Origin of the sequence: Janthinobacterium sp. PLB04 (assembly GCF_021165895.1) — a bacterium.
GTDB classification, from domain to species: Bacteria; Pseudomonadota; Gammaproteobacteria; order Burkholderiales; family Burkholderiaceae_D; genus Janthinobacterium; species Janthinobacterium lividum.
Window position 1 is genome coordinate 5,979,909 of record NZ_CP088968.1, and the last position, 16,277, is coordinate 5,996,185.

Consider the following 16,277-nt stretch of genomic DNA (forward strand, 5'->3'; position numbering starts at 1 on the left):
CCAGACCGGAACCACATGAAGAACACCCGCTGCACGGCATGGATAGCCGATTTCCTGGAAAGCGACCCACCGCGCTCGAAGTCCCTGGTGATGACCATCTTTGGCGACGCCATCGTGCCGCGCGGCGGCGCCATCTGGCTGGGTAGCCTGATCGAACTGCTGGCGCCATTCGGCGTCAACGACCGTTTGTTGCGTACCAGCGTGTTCCGCCTGGCGCAGGAAGGCTGGCTCAGCTCGCAGCGCGATGGCCGCCGCAGCGCCTATACGATACGCCCGGAGGCGCTGGCCCGCTTCGAACGCGCCTATCGCCGCATCTATGCACCGCTGGTCGTGCACTGGGATGGCAGCTGGACCCTGGTGATCGGGCCGGCCGGCAGCATCGGCGCTGCCGAGCGGGGGGCGCTGCGCAAGGAATTATTGTGGGCCGGCTATGGCCTGATTTCACCGGGTATCTTTGGCCACCCTGCCAGCAATACGGAAGCATTGGAAGATATCCTCGTGCGCAATGAGGTGCAGGGCAAGCTGTATGTTTGCCACACTACAGAGTTGCCGGGCGTCAGCACGCGCCCGCTGCGTGACATGGTGGGCGACTGCTGGGACTTGTCGGAAGTGATGGCTGGCTACGAAAAATTCATCGCCAGCTTCCAGCCGCTGCTGACCCTGCTGCAAGAAGCGCCCGTGTTCGATGCGGAGCAAGCGTTCGTCATCCGCTCACTGCTGACGCACGCCTACCGCCGTGTGCAGTTGCACGACCCGCAACTGCCCGTCGAACTGCTGCCCGAACCGTGGCCCGGCACGCAAGCGTATGCGCTGGCCCGCGACCTCTACCGCCTTACCTACGCGGCGGCCGAGGAACATATCCTGGCCACCCTGCGGCGCGAAGATGAACAGGCGCCGGACGTGGAGCCCTGGTTTTTTGAACGTTTTGGCGGCCTGAACACCTGACAAAACGTCCATGGCGGCATTGCAGGGCCTGGGCCTACGTTCGTACTGCCTGCGGCCCTGCGCCTTGCCCTGGCCATTTTCCAGGCGTTCAGGATTTGCTCACTACTGCGTTCACTGCTTGTTCATGGCGACGACCTGCTTGGCCCCTGCCAATAAATCCTGTCCCAGCTTTTCCAGCGCATTGGCCTGTACCAGCATGGTGTCGAGGATGGCGACATTGAAGGTGAATTCGGCCGGCGTCGTATAGCCGGGGAAACGTATGACGCGCAGCAATTCCTGCAAGGTCGTACCCTTGCCTAGGTGCGCCAAGGCATCGCTGAGGGCGCTGATTTTCTTTTCCAGTTCGCGTATGTGTTTGCCGTTGTCATCCATGATGGCCTCCCCGTGTCGGAGCTATCACGTTAGCAAAGCGAGTCCGTCGTCGTTTGCGCCAGCACAAAGACCACCGCAAAACAGGTATCATCGCGCCATTGCACACGATGCAAAACCCATACGTTTTTATCAGGAACACTCATGACCATTAAAATCAGCCAGCAATTCGACGCCGGCGCGATCGAGGTGCTGCGCGCCGACGATGCCCAATCCATCGAGCTGAACATCCGCAAGGATTCCCACGCCGACATCACGCAGTGGTTTTACTTCCGCCTGCAAGGCGCGCAAGGCGAGGCGTGCACGATCCGCTTCATGAATGCCGGCAAATCGGCCTATCCGGACGGCTGGAAAGATTACCAGGCCGTGGCCAGCTACGACCGCGAAACCTGGTTCCGCGTGCCAACCAGCTTTGACGGCACGGTGATGACTATCGAACACACGCCCGAGGAAGAAAGCGTGTACTACGCCTACTTCGAGCCGTATCCATGGGACCGCCACCTGGCCCTGATCGACAGCGCGCAAGCGTCGCCGCTGGTGCGCCTGATCGACCTGGGCAGCACCGTGGAAGGCCGCGACATGAACCTGCTGGTGGTCGGCGACGCCGATGCAGAGAAGAAAGTCTGGGTCATCGCGCGCCAGCATCCCGGTGAAACGATGGCCGAATGGTTTGTCGAAGGCATGCTCGAAGCCTTGCTGGACCAGGCCAATCCGTTTGCCCGCCAGTGCCTGCAGGACGCCGTATTCTATGTGGTGCCGAACATGAACCCGGACGGTTCCGTGCACGGCAACCTGCGCACCAACGCGGCCGGCGCCAACCTGAACCGCGAATGGATGACGCCGACGATGGAGCGCAGCCCGGAAGTGTTCCTGGTGAAACAAAAAATGCATGAAATCGGCTGCGATCTGTTCCTCGACGTGCATGGCGACGAAGGCTTGCCTTACGTCTTCGTGGCTGGCAGCGATGCGCTGGAAAATTTCACGCCGGCACAAAAGGCCGAGCAAGACCGCTTCATCGCCGACTTCAAGGTGGCCAGCCCCGACTTCCAGGATGAACACGGTTATGAAGACGGCCCGTTCACGCCGGAAGTGCTGACCATGGGTTCGCCCCATATCACCCACGCCTTTGGCTGCCTGTCGCTGACCCTGGAACTGCCGTTCAAGGACAACGCCAACGATCCCGACCCGCAAACGGGCTGGAGCGGCGCCCGCAGCGCCGCCTTGGGTGCTGCCGTATTGCAACCGATCCTGTCCACCTTGCGCGCCTGAGCACCAGGGCCGAAGCGGCCTGCTTGACCCCATGCCCCGCTCGCCGGGGCTTTTTTTTTTGGCTGCACGGCAAGCGTTGCTGGCCGGCTTGTTTTCTTTCCGAACTTCTTGCCTGCCAGAAATTATCGTCCTACACTGAACAACAGAATCGGACCGTGCCACGCCGCGCGGCCCCCCCCCAACAATACGCCGCCGGGCGGGTCGCCATGACTTCCCGGCCACCGGAAATACCCATCCACGGCCCTATCCCTGCCGAATACGCTTTCTGTAACGCACACTGACCGCATCAACATCGTCATGCACGGACGCCGCTAGTCCGCAGGACGATGCCAAGCGCACGCTTTCCGCTTTTCGCCGAGGATGAATGACCTATGTCTACACTTAAAATCAGCACACGCCTGGCCTTCAGTTTCGGCTTGATCATTGTCCTGCTTGCCATGGTGGCATTTGTTTCCATCAGCCGCATCCGCAACATCAATGCCTCGACGGAAAAAATCCTCGACGACCGCTATGTCAAGGTCATGCTGTCCAATACGATCCAGTCCGAAATCAATATCCAGGCCCGCCTTTTGAGCAACGCCATCATCGGTGCCAACGATACCGACGAAGTCAGCAGTTCCGTGGCCAAGATTCAGGCGTCGGCCAAAAAGAACGTGGAACTGCTGGCGCGTCTGAAAACCCTGGTCAACACGCCCAAGGGCCAGGAATTGTTTCAGGCCGTGACGACCAGCCGCGAAAGCTATGCCAGGACGCGCGATGCGAATATCAAGCTGTTGCAAGAAGGTAAAGCGGAAACGGCTGGCATCTTCCTGCTGACGCAGTTGCGCTATCCGCAGGAAAAATTCTTGACGGCACTGGCAGCCATGGCCGGCTTCCAGGAATCACTGATGGCCGCCGAAGGCAAGCAAGCCCTCGCCGACGGGCGCCAGGCCATCATGCTGACGCTGTCGCTGTCCGTCGCCGCGGCCATCATCGCCATCGCGCTGGCCGTGCTGATCAGCCGCTCCATCAGCCGCCCCATAGCCGAAGCCGTCAAGGTGGCGCAACGGGTGGCGGCCGGTGACCTGTCGGGCAGCATCGACGCGCGCGGCGACGATGAAACGGGCCAGTTGCTGCGCGCCCTGAAGGAGATGAACGACAATCTGCAAGGCATCGTGGCCCGCGTACGCCATGGCACGGATGCCATCGCCCACGGCTCGCGTGAAATCGCCTCCGGCAATATGGACCTGTCGTCACGCACGGAACAGCAAGCCAGCTCGCTGGAAGAAACGGCGTCGTCGATGGAGGAACTGACGTCGACCGTCAAGCAGAACGGCGAGAACGCACGCCAGGCCAACCAGATGGCGCAATCGGCTTCCAGCGTGGCCAGCAAGGGCGGGCAAGTGGTGGCGGAAGTGATCACCACCATGGATTCCATCAATGCCTCGTCGAAGAAAATCGTCGACATCATCGGCGTCATCGATGGCATTGCGTTCCAGACCAATATCCTGGCCCTGAATGCGGCCGTGGAAGCGGCCAGGGCGGGCGAACAGGGACGGGGCTTTGCCGTCGTCGCCACGGAAGTGCGCAACCTGGCCCACCGCTCCGCCTCGGCCGCCAAGGAAATCAAGATCCTCATCGACGATTCCGTGCACCAGGTCAATCTCGGCAGCACCCTGGTGAACCAGGCTGGCAGCACCATGGAAGAGATCGTCAGTAGCGTACGGCGCGTAACCGACATCATGGCCGAGATCACGTCCGCCAGCAACGAGCAGGAGGCGGGCATCGAGCAGATCAACCAGGCCATCACGGAAATGGATGCCGTGACACAGCAAAATGCGGCCCTCGTGGAAGAGGCGGCCGCCGCGTCCGAAGCGCTGCAGGATCAAGCGGGCATCCTGGCCGAGGCCGTCAGCGTGTTCAAGCTCGACGGCACGCAAGCGCTGCCGCTCGTCGTGCCGGCTTCGCGTCCCGCGCCACGCGCCACTGTCGCCAGGGTGGACAAGCCCCGTCTCGTCGCCAGCGCGCCCGCCAGCCGCAAGCACGCCGTCCCCGCCGCAGTGGCGGAAACAGAATGGGAACAGTACTGATCGACCGCAGCCGGAGCGCCGCGCCGCCATGGCGCAGCGCAGCATCGCTAATCGTTGCCACATCGGCCATTGCTGCCTATACTGGGCGCAGCATTGCCCGTCCCTCCACTTGCCGATCACTACCCTGCATATGACCATCAAAGACCAGCCACGCGCTGAGGCGCGATTTTCACCGACCCGACTTGCACACGTGTGCATATTCTTGTTTCTTGGCTTGCACGTCATGCCAGGCACGACGGCCGAACTCAGCCCTGCCGCACAGCTGGGGCGGAGCATCTTCCACGATGCAAGCCTGTCCGCCTCGGGCAAGCAGTCGTGCGCCAGCTGCCACGACCCGGCCCACGCCTATGCGCCCGGCAACAAGCTGGCCGTGCAACTGGGCGGCGCCGATGGCCAGGCGCCCGGCTACCGCGCCACGCCATCGCTGCGCTACCTGGAACACACACCGCCCTTCCGCTTTGATGAGGAAGGCGTGCCCAACGGCGGCATCAACTGGGACGGCCGAGCCGCCAGCCTGGCGGAACAGGCGGAACGGCCGTTCCTGGCGGCGCACGAAATGGCCAATGCCAGCACGGATGAAGTGGTGGAACGGCTGCGCAACGGCAGTTACGCGGAAGCATTCCAGCACGTCTTTGGCGACGCCATCTTTGCTCAACCACAACAGGCATTCAAGCGCATCACCTATGCCTTACAGCAATTCCAGCAGGAGGAGCCGGACTTCCACCGCTACGATTCCAAATATGACCTCTACCTGGCCAACAAGGTTCCCCTGGAACTGGCGGAATTGCGGGGCCTGGCCCTGTTCAACGATGAACGCAAGGGCAATTGCGCCGCCTGCCACCCCAGCGTGCGGGGCGAACACGGCGCGCCCCCCTTGTTTACGGACTTCAGTTTCGACAATCTGGGCGTGCCGCGCAATACGCGCATCCCCGCCACGGCCGACCCCACCTATTTCGACCTGGGTTTGTGCGGCCCCGACCGCACGGACCTGGCGACGAAAAGAGACTTATGCGGCGCCTTCAAGGTGCCCAGCCTGCGCAATGTGGCCACGCGCCAGGTATTCTTTCATAACGGCGTCTTCGACAACTTGACGGATGCGCTGCGTTTTTATGTGCGGCGCGATACGCATCCGCAAGAATGGTATCCGCGCGACAAGCGGGGGAAAGTGCAGAAATTCAATGACGTACCCACCAGATACCGCGCCAATGTGAACGTCAGCGAGGTGCCGTTCGACCGCAAGCGCGGCATGGCGCCCGCGCTGACCGCGGGCGAGATCGAGGACATGGTGAAGTTTCTGGCCACCCTGACGGATGGCTATCAGGTCCAGCAGTAAAGCGTGGGGCGTGCCAGCGCCGGAACGCCCCCACCCCTGGCAACTACCCGCGCGCCACCTTGCGCAAGGCTTCCACCAGCCGGTCCAGATCCGACTCGGGCGTAAAGATGCCCGGCGTCACGCGCACGCAAGCGCCGGAAGCGAGACCGTCGCGCGGCACGGCAAAGATGCCGTGTTCCTGTACCAGCTTTTTCGACAGCGCATAGCTGTCGGCCACGCTCGTCTTGCCCTTCAGGCGGAACGAAGCGATGGCGCTCGTCAGGCGCGGATCGGCTGACGCCAGCACCTCGATGCCTTCGATGGTGCGCGCCGCTTCCACCCAGCGGTTGCGCAGCAGTCGCAGCCGCGCCTGCTTGTTGGCCACGCCGATCTGCGCATGCAAGTCCAGCGCCGTCGGCAAGCTCAGATAAGCGGCGAAATTGACCGTGCCCGTGTGCACGCGCGTGCGGATATCGTCGCCCGCCTTTTCTCCCCGCAGTTCCCCCATGTACGGGTCGATATCGGCCACCCTGCCCCGCTTTATATACGCAGCGCCCACGCCGACAGGCGCGCCTATCCATTTATGCAGGTTGATGCCGGCAAAATCCGCCTGCAGGTCAGGAATCGTCATGTCCAGCTGGCCGAAGCCGTGCGCCGTATCGACGATCACGTCGATGCCCCGTGCGCGTGCCAGGCGGCTGATCTCGGCCACGGGCAAGACCATGCCGTTGCGGTGATTGACGTGCGTGAGCAGCATCAGTTTCAGCGCCGGATGCCGTTCCATGGCAGCAACATAGGCGGCGATGACGCCATCATACGTAAACGGTTCCGGCATGGCAATCGACACGACCCGGGCGCCGCGCCGCTGCTGCAGCCAGCGCGTGACGGTGATCATATTGTCGTAATCGATGTCCGCGTACAGCACCGTGTCGCCCGGTCGCAAGCGGTTGTAGCCGGCGATCAGAACTTGCAGCGCTTCCGTCGCACCGCGCGTCAGCACGATTTCATCGATGCCCACGCCCAGCGCCCTGGCCGCCGCCGCGCGCGCCGCCTCGAAGTCGGCAGGAAAGCGCATGCGCGCATACCAGGCGTTGTCGCGGTTGACCATGGCCAGCTGCTGCTCATAGTGGCGCAGCACGGGCCTGGCCATCGAACCCCAGAAAGCATTGTCGAGTTGCACGATGGCATCGGTCGTGTCGTACTGCGCGGCCACGGCCTGCCAGTAAGCCTGGTTGCTGGCCAGGACTTCCGGCGTGGTGCCGGCCGGCACCGATGGCAAGGACGGAGGCAGGGCGGCAGATGCTGCCGCAGCCGATCCTGCGCCCGCCGCCATGGGCAGCGCTGCCGCCAGCGAACCCGCGCGCAACAGGGCGCGGCGTTGTGGATTCATCGTCATCTCCCTTAGAATTTCACTTTGTACTCGACGTACAGGTTACGCCCGTCCGTGTCGTACGGCGCATTGCGCGAATAGATCAGACCGCGGCTGGCCTGGAAGGTTGCTTCGTCAGGATACTTGTCCAGCACGTTGTCGATACCCACGCGCACGGACTGCTTGTCGCTGATCTTGTAGCTGGCGGCCAGGTCGAGGAATTGCATGGCGCCAAAACGCTGGAAGATATCGCCCGTGGCGTTGCCGGAATTGTCCGTCCACGCGCCGTAATAGCGCACGCGGGCCAGGGTATTCCAGTTGCCCAGGTCATAGTTGCCGCTGATGGTGGCTTTCTGGCGCGGCAAGCGCTCCTCGAAGACCTGGCGCTGGGCCGCATTCGTCACCAGGCTGGACTTGCCGTCGTCGACTTTCGTCGTGTTGTAGTTGTAGGCCAGGGTCAGGTTCAGCTTGCCGTCGCCGATACGGCTCAGGTGGCTGCCGACGATATCGATGCCGCGCGTGGTGGTGTCGAAGTCATTCGTGAAGTAGCTGACCGAGGTATAGCGCAGCGGATTGGCCACGCCGGCCGGCACGGCAAACGCGGCGGACGTGCTGAAGCGGTCGCTGACCTTGATGTCATATACGTCGACGGAACCGGAGAAGCCCGCCGGCGTCTTCCACGTAAAGCCCAGCGACAGGTTCTTCGATTTTTCCGGCTTCAATGCCTTGGCGCCCAGCAGGATGGCCAGCGGATCGTTGTTGGCCAGGCGGCCGCTGGTAAACAACAGCAGGGTCTTGGTGTCGAGGCCTTGATTCGTGCTGTTGGTGTTCGACTGGCCCGGCGTTGGCGCACGGAAACCCGTCGAATAGGAACCGCGCAAGGCCATGTCTTCGCTCAAGGCATAGCGGGCCGACAACTTGCCGTTGACGGTGCTGCCGAATTCCGAGAAATGTTCATAGCGGGCCGCGCCGCCCAGGCTCAGGGCCTTCGTGACGGGCACTTCCACGTCCAGGTAGGCCGCATAGCTGTCCTGGCCCCAGCTGCCCGCCTGGCGGTTGCTGAAGCCTGGCGCGCCATTCGCATTCGCGTCGAGGCCGATGGCCGCGCCCGGCCCCACCGTCCAGGACGCCACGTCGCCCGCCTTCACGCCATAGGTTTCATTGCGCGCCTCCGCGCCGAAGGCGATGTTGACCGGTTGCGGCAGAGACGCTACGGGCAATTCATAGTTGAAGTTGGCGTTGAGAATCTTTTCCACCTGCGACAACTGGCCCAGGTAAAACGACGTCGGGCTGCCAGGTCCCATCGAGGCGTTGATGGAATTGGCCAGCTTGTAATCGATGCGGTTGCGCCCCCAGGACGCGCTCACGTCCCAGCCGAAGCGGTCGTTGAAATGGCCTCGCACGCCGGCCACCACCTGTACATCATCCTGCTCGTTCGAATAGCTGGGGCTGAAGCCCAGCGGATAGATGCTGCGCAAGTCCCAGCCAGGGAACAGGCTGCTGGTTTTATACGCGCCCGTGCTGGTATCGGGATTGCGCCAGTTGAAATCCGAGGTGCCGTCACTGCGGCTGAACAGGCCGAAACCGTACAGTTCCGTCGTGTCGGACAGGGCCATGCTGGCGTTGAAGCCGATGCGCTTGCTGTCGAGTTCAGGCTGGCCCCAGCGCTGCACGGGATTCGGCACCTTCAGTTCCGGATGCGCATTCTGGAAAGCGATGGCGTCGGCCCGCTGGCGCGTGCGCGACGTGGGGTCGGACTTGGCCAGCGCGCCGAAAATCGTCGCCTTGCCCGTCTCGCCAAAGACAAAGCCCGTCTTCAGGTTCACTTCATTGCCCTTGCCGTCGCCTTCCGAATATTGCGAATGGTGCAAGGAGACCTCCGTGCCGAGCGTATCGTCGAGAATGATATTGATCACGCCGGCAATCGCGTCGGAGCCGTACTGGGCGGAAGCGCCGTCGCGCAGCACCTCGATGCGCTTGATGGCGGAGACGGGAATCTGCGCCAGGTCCGGCGCCTGCGCACCGCGCGCGCCGAGCAAGGCGCTGCGGTGGAAACGCTTGCCATTGACCAGCACCAGCGTCTGGTCCGGCGACAGGCCGCGCAAGGTGGCGGGACGCACGAACACTTGCCCGTCAGCCATCGGCAGACGCTGCACCACATATGAAGGCACAAGTTGCGCCAGCACATCGTTCAAGTCCGACGATTCAACGGCGCCGATATCTTCGCGGTTGAACACATCCACGGGCGCCATGGTGTCGAACTGCGTGCGGTTGCTGCCGCGCGTGCCCGTGACGATCACGGCTTGCGGGGCTTCACTGGCGTCGCTGGCGGAAGCTGGCGCAGCGGGCGCGGCGCCATAAGCTTGGGCCGGATGGGCGAACAGGGCGTTCATGGCACACAACAGGGCCACCGCGCGGGCGATGCGGGTACGGGAGTAGGTCATGGAGAGGGTCACTATGCAGGTTGAATCAACAACGACGCGTCACGGCAAGACTCGCATCTTGCATGAAATATCACGAAGTTCGGCTTACTTACATTAAAAGCATCTAAATAGCGCAGATAACGTCAGATGGCGACATCATACGAAGGCAATATTTCATCCGTATGACGAGCTGATCACTACTACCAAGCCGCCGCATGCACACTGCCCCGGCGGCCGGCGGCGACTGGCATTCCCCTGACCGCCAGTTTGCATTCGCGCGCAGAGAGAAACATGCGGTGGCAGCGAGAGGGGAAATGGGGGCAACAACGAGACAATTCGATAGATTTCCTACAATCAACACTCCCTATAATGCGACCGCGCAACGACACGCATGCTTGTCGCTATATTAGGTTGTGAAGATGAAGAAACAAACCATACTGTGCGCGCTCGTCAGCCTGCTCACCCTCTCCGCTTGCGGCGGCGGAGGTAGCGGAGGTAGCGGCGGGAATGGCAGCAATCCGGATCCTAAACCGGTGGTGCCACCGACACCGGTGCTGGCATCCATCAATGCCGCAGATGCATTAAAGAAATTCCTGGGCAGCGACCTGACCATCTCGAATCTGGCCTCCAATGATGGCTATCTGGGGTCGGCGACGTTAATCGTCAGCCAGGAATTCGGACAGCCTGCACCATTCATTACCAATGGCGTATCGCAACAAGCGGCGTCCGTCAAAGTCATTTCACTGCTGCGCAGCAATGCCAGCGGCAAGCTGCTATACCGGAACACCTGGAAACTGCATCTGGACGCAAACATGCAGCCCATCGGCATGGCACTCGGCTATGCCGATGCCGGCTACAAAGCGTGCATGTCCGTCACGGGCCACGAAGCATTGCCCGCTCTCAGCAATGCATCCGGCACGTATTTTTCGGGCGTGCAAACGTCGGCCTATGTCGAAGGTTTCAAAGCGGGGAAGTACGCGAATTACTGCGACCCCAGCGCCACCACGACCACCAATGTAGAATGGTCGGTTGCGGCAGGTTCGCCAAATCCCTATTTCTGCCTGACCATGCCTGGCAGCATGTCCAAGACCAAGACGCGGATGTGCGTTCCAGTCGATGCGGCCGGCACGCAGAATAATTCCGCATGGGTCCGACTTTACAACGAGGACGGCAGTGTCGCGATCGACTACAAGAACACGGTCCTGAATAAACCGGTGGAACAATTGGGAACCGCCGTCGATGCCAACAACTATTGGTACGGCGCCGTATGGCGTCCGCAAGACGGCTATGTCTACCAGCGCTACCAGGATAGCAAATTTGCATCCGAGCAAGCATGCAGGGACCAGACGGCAATTAACTGGAAAGCCACCTGGGACGCCTCGAATATTGCGTGGATGTGCGTCAACGTCAAAACGACGTAGAACGGTAAGGTAGTCCCCCGGCCTGCCGGCAACCATGCCGCTGGCCGGGGTGTGTCAGGGCGGGGCTTAACCGCCCGCCACCACCATGCTCTCGATGAGGATGGAGCCGGTTTCCTTGGTGCCGCGGCGCAAGGCGTCGGCGCCCACGGCCACGATGTTGCGCAGCATGTCCTTCATGTTGCCGGCGATGGTGATTTCTTCCACCGGATACTGGATCACGCCATTTTCCACCCAGAAACCGGAGGCGCCGCGCGAATAGTCGCCCGTCACGTAATTGGTTCCTTGCCCCATCAGTTCCGTCACCAGCAAGCCCGTGCCCAGCTTTTTCAACATGGCACTAAAATCGTCGCTGGCGGCCGTCTGCTTCGAGGTCAGGTACAGATTGTGCGAGCCGCCCGCGTTGCCCGTCGTCTGCATGCCCAGTTTGCGGGCCGTGTAAGTCGACAGGAAATAGCCTTGCACCACGCCATCCTTGACGACGTCGCGGCTGACGGTTTTCACGCCCTCTTCATCGAACGGGGCCGAACCGACGCCGCCGATCACGTGCGGGTCTTCGAAGATCTGCACGTGCGACGGCAACACTTGCGTGCCCAGGGAATCGTTCAGGAAAGTGGACTTGCGGTACAGGGCGCCGCCCGAGGTCGCTTGCACGTAGGTACCGAGCAAACCGGCCGCCAGCGGCGCCTCGAACAGCACGGGACAGGTGCGCGTGCCCAGCTTGCGCGCGTTCAGGCGCGACAAGGCGCGCTCGGCGGCGTAGCGGCCGATGGCTTCCGGGCTCGACATCTTGGAGGCGTCGCGCACGGACGAATACCAGTCGTCGCGCTGCATCTTGGCGCCCTTGCCGGCGATGGGCGCCACGGACAGGGTGTGGCGCGAAAACGGGTAGCCGCCGATGAAGCCGCGCGAATTGGCGGACACAAAGTGCGATTGCTGCACGTGCACACCGGCGCCTTCGCTGTTCGTGATGCGCGGATCGACGGCAAACGCGGCAGCTTCGGCCCGCTGGGCCAGCACGACGGCTTCCTCGGCGGAAATGAGCCAGGGATAGAACAGTTGCAAATCGCGGGGCGCCATTTCCAGCATGTCGGCGTCGGCCAGTCCCGCGCAATCGTCCTCGGCCGTGAAGCGGGCGATGTTGTAGGCGGCGTCCACCGTGGCGCGCAGGGCGGACGGCGAGAAATCGGAGGTGCTGGCATTGCCGCGCTTCTTGCCCACAAACACGGTCACGCCCATGCCCTTGTCCTTGTTTTGCTCGATCGTCTCGATCTTGCCTTTTCGGACAGAAACGGACAGGCCACCGCCTTCGCTGACTTCGACGGCAGCGTCGGTGCCGCCCGCTTCCCGCGCAAAAGACAACACATCACGGGCTAGTTGCTGCAATTGCTCTTGACTATGGGTAAATACGGAGTCGTTCATGCGCTGTTTTCTTCGGAAAGCCGCTAAAAAGGTTATCATAGCAGTCGTTTACAGTTTACAGGTGCGGCCTACGCGGCCAATCCCGCCTTATCATGCCAAATCCAAACCGGGGAGCTTGCGGCTTCCAATCGACCGAATTCGAACAGGAATATGAACGTCCTTCGAAGTCGGAACTCAAGCGCCAGATGACCGTCCTGCAAAAGCTGGGCGAAGAACTCGTCAATGAGGCACGTGACCGCGTCAAGCGCGTCCCGATGCCGGAAGACGTGCGCGACGCCATTCTCGAATGCCAGCAAATCAAGGACCACGAAGGCCGCCGCCGCCAGCTGCAATACGTGGGCAAGAAGATGCGTACCCTGGATGAGGAAGAAGTTGCCGCCATCCAACGCACCATCGATAGCTGGAAAGGCTTGTCGAAAGCCGACACGGCCAATATGCACGCGATGGAGCGCCGCCGCGACAAACTCTTGACGGATGACAAGGCATTAACCGTCTTGCTGTCGGAAAACCCGGAACTGGACGTGCAGCACCTGCGCACCCTGATCCGCAATGCCCGCAAGGAGCAGGCCGAGAACAAGCCACCAAAAGCTTACCGTGAAATCTTCCAGATCTTGAAAGAGATCGCCAAGAAGAACAACAGCGGCAAGAAAGATGCCGATGAAGATGACGTTGAGCAAGAAGAAGACGAATAAACCCCAGCTCCAGGGCTTGGGTTGACAAAAACCGGGATCAGCCCGGTTTTTTTACGACATAGACAGGTGCCCCATGACCACGATAGAAGACGAATTGATTATCGGCCTCGTGTCGATCTCGGACCGCGCCAGCGGCGGCGTGTATGAAGACCTGGGCATCCCGGCCCTGGAAAGCTGGCTGTCCGCCGCCATCCGCACGCCATTCCGCCTGGAAAAACGGCTGATCCCGGACGAGCGCTCGCAAATTGAAAACACCCTGATCGACATGGTCGACCTGAGCCACTGCCATCTGATCCTGACGACGGGCGGCACGGGCCCGGCGCGGCGCGATGTGACGCCGGATGCCACGCTCAGCGTCGGAACCAAGGAAATGCCCGGTTTCGGCGAACAGATGCGCCAGATCAGCCTGCGCTTCGTGCCGACGGCGATCCTCTCGCGCCAGGTGGCCGTGATCCGCGAGACGCCAGAGCGTGCCGCCCTGATCATGAACTTGCCCGGCCAGCCGAAAGCCATCAAGGAAACCCTGGAAGGCTTGAAGGATGCCGACGGCGTGCAACTGGTCAACGGTATCTTTGCCGCCGTGCCGTATTGCATCGACCTCATCGGCGGCCCCTACATGGAAACCGACCCGGCCATCTGCAAGGCCTTCCGTCCCAAATCGGCGCTGCGTCCGGCGCAACCTTTACCTGAGGAAAATACATGAGTACCTTGCTGGAAACCATAGAACTCGACAGCGCACCGAATCCCACCGTCTCCATCATCTGGATGCATGGCCTGGGCGCGGACGGCAACGACTTCGTGCCCCTGGTGAAAGAACTCGATTTGCGCGGCTGCCCCGCCATCCGCTTCATCTTCCCCAGCGCCGGCACCATGCCCGTCACCATCAACAACGGCTACGTGATGCGCGCCTGGTACGACATCCTCGTGAGCGACCTCGTCCGCCGCGAAGATGAAGGCGGCTTGCGCGCCTCGCAGGCACAGGTCGAAGTGCTGATCGCGCGCGAAAAGGCGCGCGGCATTCCCGCCAGCCGCATCATCCTGGCCGGCTTCTCGCAAGGTTGCGCCATGACCTTGCAAACGGGCTTGCGCCACGCGGAACCGCTGGCCGGCCTGATGTGCCTGTCCGGCTATCTGCCGCTGGCCGACAAGACGGCGGCCGAACGCACGCCGGCAAGCCTGCAGACGCCGATCTTCATGGTTCACGGCACGGCCGATCCCGTGGTGCCGATCGCCCGCGCGCAGCAGTCGCGCGACTTGCTGACCGGCATGGGTTACAAGGTGGAATGGCACGAGTACATGATGCAGCACTCGCTGTGCCAGGAAGAGATCGACGCCATCGGTGCGTGGCTGAAAAAAGTGCTGGCATAAAACAAAACAGGCGCGGTATGCGCCGCGCCTGTTGTCTTGCCAAACGCCGGGAACGATCAGTTCGCCGGCGTTTTTTCATTCCAGATTTTCAGCATGTCGGGCGAGGCTTCCGAGCGGATGCCGTTATCCGTCAGTATCGATTCCGTCGCTGCCAGCATGTCCTTGCGGGGCACGACGACCAATTCCGCATCGCGCTGCTGGAAACGGAACGTCAGCAACTCATCCGTCTGGTCGCGCAGCAAGGCCACAAGGTGCGCCAGGCTGCGCACGCGCACGCCATTGACGGAATCGACGACCGAGAAGAAACGGGTGCTGTAGCCATTCATCAGCTTGTGCGGGAAGAACGGCGCGGCGATCACCACCAGCTCTTCGCGCTCGCTATCGGGCGCATCGCCGCGCCGCGTGGCCAGCGGATTGCCGGCAAACGCCATGCCGCCCAAAATCGTTGGGTTGCCATTCGGCGCCGCCATGAATTCCGTGGTGGCGCGCGAAAACACCATGGGACCGAAGATGAAATAGGATGGGTAATTGCCCTGCAGGCCGGCAATGAGCATCGGGTGCGCGGCAGAGACGGGCACCTTGATTTTCAGGGGCGCGCCCTGGCGCACCACCGTCAACGGCAGTTCGCCATCTTTCGCCAGCTGCTGCACCCGGTACTGGAAACGCACGCGGCTGTTGGCATTCAGCTTGACCATGCCCTGGTTATCGATGGGAAAATCGCCGATATGCGTGATGACATCCCACTCCTTGAGCGGATAGGCGGCATCCTTGCTGGCCGGCGACATCACGACGGCACCCTCGACGCCCTTGGCCAGCTTCAGGTAGGTGCGCAGCGCCGGATTTTCCAGCGTTTGCGTCACGTCACGCATGGCCGGCTTGCCCTTGGGCGCGCCACTGTCCTGGTCGCGCAGGAACAGCTCGATTTCCTCGTTGGGGATGATGTAGCCGATGTTTTGCGCATTGAGCATGCCGGCAAAGGCCAGGCCGATCATCTTGTCGCCGGCAATCACGGGGCCGCCGCTATTGCCCGGGTTGATGGCCGCATCGATCTGGATGCGCAGGCCGGAGACAGGAAAGTTGTAGCGCACGAATTCGATACGCGAGACGATGCCCTTGGTGATCGACAAGGACGTGCCGCCCGTCGGATAGCCATACGCCAGCACGGCATCGCGCACGTCCGGCAAGACATTCGCGCGCGGCACCGCTTTGTGGCTGGCGAAAAAACTGTCGTCATCGATTTTCAGCAAGGCCAGGTCCATGCCGCGCGAGATGGCCAGCACGGTCGCCGGGATCTTGTCGCCCGCGCCATTCGCCTGGATCTGCACCTGGCTGGCATAGCCGACCACATGCGCATTGGTGAGGATGCGGCGGCCTTCGATGACGACGCCGGAGCCCGTCACTTCTTGCGGCGCCGCCTTGCTCCACGGTTTATACGGATCGGGCCCGCGCAGGGTGGAAAACACCTTGACGACGGAATTTTCCAGGGCGGAAGCGCTGGCGCTGGCGGCCGTCTCGGCGGCAAGCGCACGCACCGTCATCAAGGGGCAAAAAGAAAGGGCCAGCGCCAGGAAGGCGCGGCCCATCAGGGTAAAGCACGGACGAGTTTTCATTGAGCTTGTTG

General features: G+C 61.9%; 13 protein-coding genes. 8 read left to right on the top strand and 5 right to left on the bottom strand.

All coding sequences use genetic code 11. From position 1 onward, the window contains the following. The first annotated feature begins 15 nt into the window (after positions 1-15). Positions 16-945, top strand: coding sequence for a phenylacetic acid degradation operon negative regulatory protein PaaX (gene paaX, locus LSO07_RS26430; protein ID WP_151097125.1), 930 nt, complete (start codon positions 16-18; stop codon positions 943-945). A 111-nt stretch (positions 946-1,056) separates the two neighbouring features. On the opposite strand, the gene LSO07_RS26435 is transcribed toward paaX, so the two are convergent. Next, the gene (locus tag LSO07_RS26435) at positions 1,057-1,317 is read right to left on the bottom strand and encodes a hypothetical protein (protein ID WP_151097127.1); all 261 of its coding nucleotides are present in this window, start codon (positions 1,315-1,317) and stop codon (positions 1,057-1,059) included. 141 nt (positions 1,318-1,458) lie between these two features. On the opposite strand from LSO07_RS26435, the gene LSO07_RS26440 reads away from it, so the two are divergent. The 3 genes from LSO07_RS26440 to LSO07_RS26455 all read left to right on the top strand — a co-directional run bounded on the left by LSO07_RS26440 (position 1,459) and on the right by LSO07_RS26455 (position 5,985). Further along, the gene (locus LSO07_RS26440) at positions 1,459-2,583 is read left to right on the top strand and encodes a M14 family metallopeptidase (protein WP_034746346.1); all 1,125 of its coding nucleotides are present in this window, start codon (positions 1,459-1,461) and stop codon (positions 2,581-2,583) included. 371 nt (positions 2,584-2,954) lie between these two features. Beyond that, positions 2,955-4,652 (top strand): methyl-accepting chemotaxis protein, encoded by a 1,698-nt coding sequence (locus LSO07_RS28410; RefSeq protein WP_151097129.1) that lies wholly within the window; start codon positions 2,955-2,957, stop codon positions 4,650-4,652. A gap of 223 nt (positions 4,653-4,875) precedes the next feature. Then, on the top strand, positions 4,876-5,985 hold the full coding sequence (locus tag LSO07_RS26455) for a cytochrome-c peroxidase (RefSeq protein ID WP_225317426.1): 1,110 nt from the start codon (positions 4,876-4,878) through the stop codon (positions 5,983-5,985). A 43-nt stretch (positions 5,986-6,028) separates the two neighbouring features. Here LSO07_RS26455 and LSO07_RS26460 read toward each other — a convergent pair whose 3' ends face one another. Together LSO07_RS26460 and LSO07_RS26465 are read right to left on the bottom strand one after the other, a co-directional pair. Next, positions 6,029-7,354, bottom strand: a complete 1,326-nt coding sequence (locus LSO07_RS26460; RefSeq protein ID WP_151097133.1) for an aminotransferase class V-fold PLP-dependent enzyme — start codon at positions 7,352-7,354, stop codon at positions 6,029-6,031. 11 nt (positions 7,355-7,365) lie between these two features. Further along, on the bottom strand, positions 7,366-9,777 hold the full coding sequence (locus LSO07_RS26465) for a TonB-dependent receptor plug domain-containing protein (RefSeq protein ID WP_208672437.1): 2,412 nt from the start codon (positions 9,775-9,777) through the stop codon (positions 7,366-7,368). A 398-nt stretch (positions 9,778-10,175) separates the two neighbouring features. On the opposite strand from LSO07_RS26465, the gene LSO07_RS26470 reads away from it, so the two are divergent. After that, positions 10,176-11,177, top strand: coding sequence for a hypothetical protein (locus tag LSO07_RS26470; RefSeq protein ID WP_143450383.1), 1,002 nt, complete (start codon positions 10,176-10,178; stop codon positions 11,175-11,177). A gap of 66 nt (positions 11,178-11,243) precedes the next feature. On the opposite strand, the gene pmbA is transcribed toward LSO07_RS26470, so the two are convergent. Next, the gene (gene pmbA / locus LSO07_RS26475; RefSeq protein WP_034780420.1) at positions 11,244-12,596 is read right to left on the bottom strand and encodes a metalloprotease PmbA; all 1,353 of its coding nucleotides are present in this window, start codon (positions 12,594-12,596) and stop codon (positions 11,244-11,246) included. Positions 12,597-12,688: 92 nt separating this feature from the next. On the opposite strand from pmbA, the gene yjgA reads away from it, so the two are divergent. From yjgA to LSO07_RS26490, 3 genes are all read left to right on the top strand, one after another. Then, positions 12,689-13,288: a ribosome biogenesis factor YjgA gene (gene yjgA, locus LSO07_RS26480; RefSeq protein WP_070281632.1), complete on the top strand. Its 600-nt coding sequence runs from the start codon at positions 12,689-12,691 to the stop codon at positions 13,286-13,288. 73 nt (positions 13,289-13,361) lie between these two features. Beyond that, positions 13,362-13,991 carry a molybdopterin adenylyltransferase gene (gene mog, locus LSO07_RS26485; protein ID WP_099394915.1) on the top strand — a complete coding sequence of 210 codons (630 nt, stop codon included), beginning with the start codon at positions 13,362-13,364 and terminating at the stop codon, positions 13,989-13,991. Beyond that, positions 13,988-14,656, top strand: a complete 669-nt coding sequence (locus LSO07_RS26490) for an alpha/beta hydrolase (RefSeq protein ID WP_151097135.1) — start codon at positions 13,988-13,990, stop codon at positions 14,654-14,656. The genes mog and LSO07_RS26490 overlap by 4 nt, the downstream gene beginning before the upstream one ends. A 56-nt stretch (positions 14,657-14,712) precedes the next feature. On the opposite strand, the gene LSO07_RS26495 is transcribed toward LSO07_RS26490, so the two are convergent. Beyond that, entirely contained in the window at positions 14,713-16,266 is a 1,554-nt protein-coding gene (locus LSO07_RS26495; RefSeq protein WP_225317427.1) for a S1C family serine protease, read from the bottom strand. Between the last annotated feature and the right edge of the window lie 11 nt (positions 16,267-16,277).